Below are 5,562 nucleotides of genomic sequence, written 5' to 3'. Positions count from 1 at the left end.
ACTATAACAATAATTACTTGTATTTCTTTGGAGATTGAGTCTAATAAACTCAATAGGATTGAAAATGAATGAGAATCAAGTTCACCTCCAAATTCATCAATTAATATTAGTTTTCTCTTATCCTCTAAAGCAAAAGACAAAAGTCCCAATAGTTCTAGAATGTATCTTTCTCCACCAGAATATATTCGATATGCATTTTTTACTTTTGTTTGTTCAACCCGATTAATTATTTTTAGTAAAAAGTACATTATATCATTTTCAAGTTTTAATTGATAAAGATGCTTCTTTACAAGATCTATATCAAATTCCAACGAACTATTCTTATAATTTATAATTATTGGCTCATACTCACCTATATCAATATTCCTTAATTGAGATATTCTATCGCTTGAAATACTACGTCTGTGATTCTCATAATACAATCTACCATTCAAAGAAGTTCTTATCACTTCAATTTGACTATCAAGTAACTTGAATTTCAATGAAATATGCATCTCATCTACAACTGACGTATTATTAACTTTAATCGAATCCCTTCCATAAAAAACTGCAGCAATAGCACCTAGTAATTGTGTCTTCCCAGATCCATTTTTACCAACAATGATTGTAATATTTTTATTGAAGCTCATTTCAAATGTTTTAAATGGGCCAAAGTTACTTATCATTATTTTTTCTAGCATAAGCCCTCCTTCTTGTAGGTCAAGACTCCAAAAAAACATAGATTGAAAACTATGTTTAACAAACGAATCTTTTTTGAATAACAACATTCATTCTAGAAACTAAATCGTTATTACTCCGCTATGTGTTCCAATAAATCTCCTGGCTGACAACCTAAAGCCGCACATAATTTATCAATCACTTCTAATGACACATATTCGTTCGTATTGAGTTTCGCCATTGTAGCAGACGAAATACCGGTCATTTTCAATAAATCCTGCTTCTTAATCTCCCTGTCGATCAATAATTTTTGAAATGGTTTATAACTAATCATCTGATATTCCTTTCACACATTAAGTGAATTTTACTTTAATTATATGAAAGTAAATTTTCTTTATCAAAAACATCTTCAACATGTATTGACTTAATTATTTGATATATTAAAATTATATTTAATAAGTTGAACTTTTATTCATAAAATCAAATGCATTGGATGGTGTTTAAAATGCATAATTCTTTAGAGGTCTTACTTGATTCACTGATTCATACTCGAATTGAATCTTTATATGGCAAGCTTATGAAACACAACTCCAGCTACAACCAGTTCTCATCCGAACGGAATCTCTATTTCAAGCAGTTACATGAAGGAGTACCGGAGAATATACAGAAGACCCTATTTCTTTACGATGATGCTGAGCTTTCTGTTCAAGCTATTTTAGGACGTGAAATTTATTTGCAAGGTTTTAAGGACGCTCTTCACCTGCATAACGAATTACATATATCTTTAGATTGAGAGCCTTCTGGCTCTTTTTCATTTTGATTCTGTCGTATAGCATTCTTGTATTCATGAACCCCAAAGGGGTTTTCCGCTGAGGTCCCTCTTCGAAATCATCCGATAGACCAAGGCTCCTTTTAGGAGACGCAGCTTGAAGATTATGTTATACGACGGAATTACTTCTTCGATTAGCCAACCTCCATTCTTGAACTAATCTGTCATTACTTCGCTATGTGTTCCAATAAATCTCCTGTTTGATAACCTAAAGTCGTACATAATTTATCAACTACTTCTAATGACACATATTCATTCGTAATGAGCTTAGTCATAGTAGCAGACGAAATATCCGCCATTTTCAGTAAATTATGACTTTTAGGGTCAAAGTTTGAAAGTTATGTTAAGTGAGTTGCGTCATCGTCGCTGTCCTTTCTTCAATTCTGAATGATTATACCGTTATCAATTAACTTACCATTTTCTTCAACAGTTTCTTCTGTATCAATTTCAATAATAACCGTAAGTCTTTTGGAAAGGATAATTTGGACATAGCACCCAAAAATTATCGTTTGCTTTTCCGCCTCTTAGATTTATCAATATATGATCGACATGAACCTCCATTATTGTACATATGATAATCAAGGAGCGTAAGCACCGACCCGTCATATTTTTCTATGCTTATTTACTTATATATGTCCTGCAATCTTACTGTAGGCTTAAATTTGTTAATTGCAAAGTTTGTCAGCCCAAGTATGTCTGATATATCAAGTACTGTCCCTAACGGTGAAATAATACTTGTCAAAATTAATCTTATTGTTTTGTATGTTTTACCATTAAGAAATTTATATTGATTCTCAACTCTATCTCTATACTCTTTGTAAAATTCTTCACTTAAAGTATACTCCGTCTCATTAATAAACTTTATTAGATTACGAGATTTATCTCTAAGCTCAAATACATCACTTATATTAGTATTCTTCAAACTAAAATAACTTGCTAAGTCGGGCATATATTCAATCGTAAATAGTTCATTTAGATACTCGGCAGACTTATTTACTTTGTTGGTAAACAATCTTTCAAATATTGTACGATTTGAGTTGCTTAGAATTAAACTGTCCGCCTCGATCTCTCTTTGGGATAAGAGATTGATATAAGATCTGACTATAGTAGTTAAGAACTCACCAATAAGTATACGAGATATACCCTTACGTTCGATATCTTCAGTTTCAATATAAAATATTCCATCCTTCGCTGTAACAGTGTATTCAAAATGCTGAAGAATGTCATTTATCATATGATATGGTTTAGTCGACCTATATATATCCACTAATAGTTGTTTATCATTAAGTATCGAACATGCATACTGACATAAACCATTAAAATCAATTTGTTTACAGTCAAGTATTTGAATTTTACTATCAATTAGCCTCCTGTAGTTCCTTTTTAAGTTTTTATATCTTTCGTTAGCAAAGAAATGGTCTAAATTTACACTTTCTTTAAGTTCTAATTCGATCATTACATTTTCTTCTGAGTGTTTAATATAGCGTAATGGAACAAAATCATAAAATATTGATATCTCATCTTTTTCGAGCAATCTAAACAACCTAGGTAGACTCTTCGCAGAAAGTTCTACACAATCCAAAAAATGGTCATTTGCGAGAACTATTTTATCATTTGTAACAAGTGTTTCGTAAAACAGGTTTTTATCGAATTGATTTGCCTTGGCTTCTCCAAAATATATTGGATTAAATGCATCTAAACAAGTTTTTTTCATAATATTCACTCCAATAAATAATTTCGCATATCGTTTCTGTATTTATGAAACCTCAAAAGGTTGTCTGCTGAAATTCCTCCCCGAAATCCATCCGCAGACCAAGGCTCCGAAGGAGCCGCTGCTTGAATATTATGTTATACGACGGAATCGCTTCTCGAATCTGCCTTCACTATTGGTTTTCTTCAGGAACATATTCAATCAAATCCGATAATTTGCAGTTAAATGTATCGCATAGCTTGAACAAGGTTTCCAGCTTTGTTGTTTCTATATTCGTTTCCCTATACAGCTTGTTGATTGAATTCCGACTTAATCCCGATTTCGCCATCAATTCTGTTATATCATCTATTCGATGTTCTGCCATGAGTTCTCTTATATTGCACTTGATTACGGTCATCTTTTCCCCTCCATAATTCTATCTTATCTCCCATATCAGTAATCATCAACGAAAAGCAAAGATTTAACTCTACAAGGTTATATAATAACTCTATGAAGTTAATTGAGGGAGGAACAACATATGATTAATGCATTAGAATCATTGACAGAGCCACTTATAAGAATACGTTTAGAATTACTCTTTGCTGAGCTTTTGGAGTACCATACGGAGTACAATCAGCTTTCTTCAGAGACAGATCGATACTTTAGAACGCTTCGCGAAGCGTTACCCGATCAACTTCAACATACGGTTTTTCTGTACGAAGATGCTCAAATTTCTCTCCAATCCATCTTAGAAAGAAGCATCTACATACAAGGTTTCAAAGACGCTCTACAACTCTTTAGTGAATTGAAAAATTCTAACATCTAGAGGATCATATGATCCTCTTTCCTATTGTTTTTGATTCTGTCATATAACGTCCTTGTATTCACGACGTCTGACGAAGTCGAATGTGTCTGCTTAAATTCCTCTTCGCAATTCATCTGGCAGACCAAGGCTCCGCGAGGAGCCGCAGCTTGAATATTATGTTATACGACGGAATCGCTCTCTTGATTAACTAATATTCAGATCATTCCTAATTGGACGATCCTAAGGTCGGATTTCCTGCAGTTAATACAGTTAGCTAATCCCCTTTTTAAGGATTTATCTTGAATTTAGACAAAATTTTAATGAAATCATCTTTATATTCACTTGTAAGCAATTTACTATTAGCATAATAGCTATAGTCCAGAGCATTTACTCCTTCTACACTCTGATATTTTTCCTTATCATATTCTTCTTCTTTTAACGTAGAACTTAATAAAACTTGTTTTTTTAACTTTTTGTATCCATCAAGCATTTTTCGTTCTTTATTAGTGGATATCTCTCCATCTCTGAATGAATCAACAATTATGGGGAATTTGTGATTAAAAAAATCATTTAAAGACATTAACTTACAATAATAAAATTCTTGTTCATCGCTTCCTGAAAAGGTTTCTTCTCTTTTAGTGAAGAACGAATCGTATTTATTATTAAATGTATCTTCTATCTCCTTATGGTATAAATTCATTAGTCCCACTAATTGTTCAAGCATCCCTTTTCTCTTTTCTTTTATTTCCTCATCTGTAGACTCGGTAATTCCAATTACACTTTTCAAGCTTTCAATTTCTTGTTGCAGCTTAAATATTCTTTTACTGTACTCCTCAGATGACAATATTTCATCTGAATAGATCAATATATTCTGTATTTCAACTGGAGTTTCTTTTAGAAGCTTTTTTAATCTGGACTGTTCCCTATTAATATTTTCCTCATATTCATTTATTATATTATTTTTCATCAAGATCGAGTGTTGTATCGAATTAATGATCTGCTTTCTAACTTCTATACTACTCACATCAAAAGTTAAATTTGAATTAATATACAATATTTTCTCACTACCGCAATCAGCACAAATTACTTTACCTGCATCAATTTGATTATTAAATGAATTTAATTCGCCAAGTAAATCTCGTAATTTGAAGGCTCTATTAGTCTCTCTGTTTCTCTTCTTCTTGTAATCAGCTATCTTATCTCTTAACGCAACCATAGACTTTCTTGTTTCAAAATAACGATCTTTATCTGCATACTCATTCACGAAATCATTTAACAACGGACTATTTTTAGATATTTTCACAAGCTTTTTATACTTATTTATGTCCACTTCTTTTTCTTTAATTAAATCTTTATTGTCTTTAATTTTCTCGACATTTGAATGAGTAATTGGGTAACCATTATAGCTACACAGCATATTAATAAAATCATTTTTATTATAATAACCGCTTTGAATTACATTAGAAGGATTCCTCTTATCTTGCCCTATAAAAAATAATTGATAAAATAGTGGTAAATCCACCATTTTTTGGTCGTTCACTCTTTTCAATAATAGGTAGAGAAAATAAATAGTCGTCGTGT

7 protein-coding genes and 1 pseudogene are annotated in these 5,562 nt (G+C 31.8%); 2 read left to right on the top strand and 6 right to left on the bottom strand.

The window, feature by feature from the left end; genetic code table 11:
* Both QD47_RS29115 and QD47_RS29110 read right to left on the bottom strand, forming a co-directional pair.
* Positions 1 to 680: AAA family ATPase (locus tag QD47_RS29115; RefSeq protein WP_044649405.1), on the bottom strand; the 680-nt coding region annotated here is incomplete at its 3' end.
* A 110-nt stretch (positions 681 to 790) separates the two neighbouring features.
* The gene (locus tag QD47_RS29110) at positions 791 to 991 is read right to left on the bottom strand and encodes a helix-turn-helix domain-containing protein (protein ID WP_044649404.1); all 201 of its coding nucleotides are present in this window, start codon (positions 989 to 991) and stop codon (positions 791 to 793) included.
* 171 nt (positions 992 to 1,162) lie between these two features.
* Between QD47_RS29110 and QD47_RS33595 the strand changes: the two genes are divergently transcribed.
* The gene (locus QD47_RS33595) at positions 1,163 to 1,450 is read left to right on the top strand and encodes a hypothetical protein (RefSeq protein ID WP_044649403.1); all 288 of its coding nucleotides are present in this window, start codon (positions 1,163 to 1,165) and stop codon (positions 1,448 to 1,450) included.
* Between the two features lie 203 nt (positions 1,451 to 1,653).
* Here QD47_RS33595 and QD47_RS31335 read toward each other — a convergent pair.
* From QD47_RS31335 to QD47_RS29095, 3 genes and pseudogenes are all read right to left on the bottom strand, one after another.
* Positions 1,654 to 1,806 (bottom strand): annotated as a pseudogene (locus QD47_RS31335) (helix-turn-helix domain-containing protein); the annotation flags it as partial.
* Positions 1,807 to 2,108: 302 nt separating this feature from the next.
* Complete coding sequence (locus QD47_RS29100) at positions 2,109 to 3,200, bottom strand: hypothetical protein (protein ID WP_044649402.1); 1,092 nt, start codon at positions 3,198 to 3,200, stop codon at positions 2,109 to 2,111.
* Positions 3,201 to 3,369: 169 nt separating this feature from the next.
* On the bottom strand, positions 3,370 to 3,594 hold the full coding sequence (locus QD47_RS29095) for a helix-turn-helix domain-containing protein (protein ID WP_044649401.1): 225 nt from the start codon (positions 3,592 to 3,594) through the stop codon (positions 3,370 to 3,372).
* Between the two features lie 120 nt (positions 3,595 to 3,714).
* Here QD47_RS29095 and QD47_RS29090 point away from each other — a divergent pair, with 120 nt between their 5' ends.
* The gene (locus QD47_RS29090) at positions 3,715 to 4,002 is read left to right on the top strand and encodes a DUF6809 family protein (protein ID WP_007431381.1); all 288 of its coding nucleotides are present in this window, start codon (positions 3,715 to 3,717) and stop codon (positions 4,000 to 4,002) included.
* A gap of 265 nt (positions 4,003 to 4,267) precedes the next feature.
* Here QD47_RS29090 and QD47_RS29085 read toward each other — a convergent pair.
* On the bottom strand, positions 4,268 to 5,562 hold a 1,295-nt coding region (locus tag QD47_RS29085; RefSeq protein ID WP_052647027.1), incomplete at its 5' end, for a hypothetical protein.

Origin of the sequence: Paenibacillus terrae, assembly GCF_000943545.1 — a bacterium.
Classification (GTDB): domain Bacteria; phylum Bacillota; class Bacilli; order Paenibacillales; family Paenibacillaceae; genus Paenibacillus; species Paenibacillus terrae_A.
This window is presented reverse-complemented; position numbering and strand designations above follow the sequence as displayed.

Excerpts from the sequence above, each read along its gene's own strand:
- QD47_RS29090 (WP_007431381.1), top strand. The coding sequence starts at position 3,715 with ATGATTAATGCATTAGAATCATTGACAGAGCCACTTATAAGAATACGT.
- QD47_RS29110 (WP_044649404.1), bottom strand. The coding sequence starts at position 991 with ATGATTAGTTATAAACCATTTCAAAAATTATTGATCGACAGGGAGATT.
- QD47_RS29095 (WP_044649401.1), bottom strand. The coding sequence starts at position 3,594 with ATGACCGTAATCAAGTGCAATATAAGAGAACTCATGGCAGAACATCGA.
- QD47_RS29100 (WP_044649402.1), bottom strand. The coding sequence starts at position 3,200 with ATGAAAAAAACTTGTTTAGATGCATTTAATCCAATATATTTTGGAGAA.
- QD47_RS33595 (WP_044649403.1), top strand. The coding sequence starts at position 1,163 with ATGCATAATTCTTTAGAGGTCTTACTTGATTCACTGATTCATACTCGA.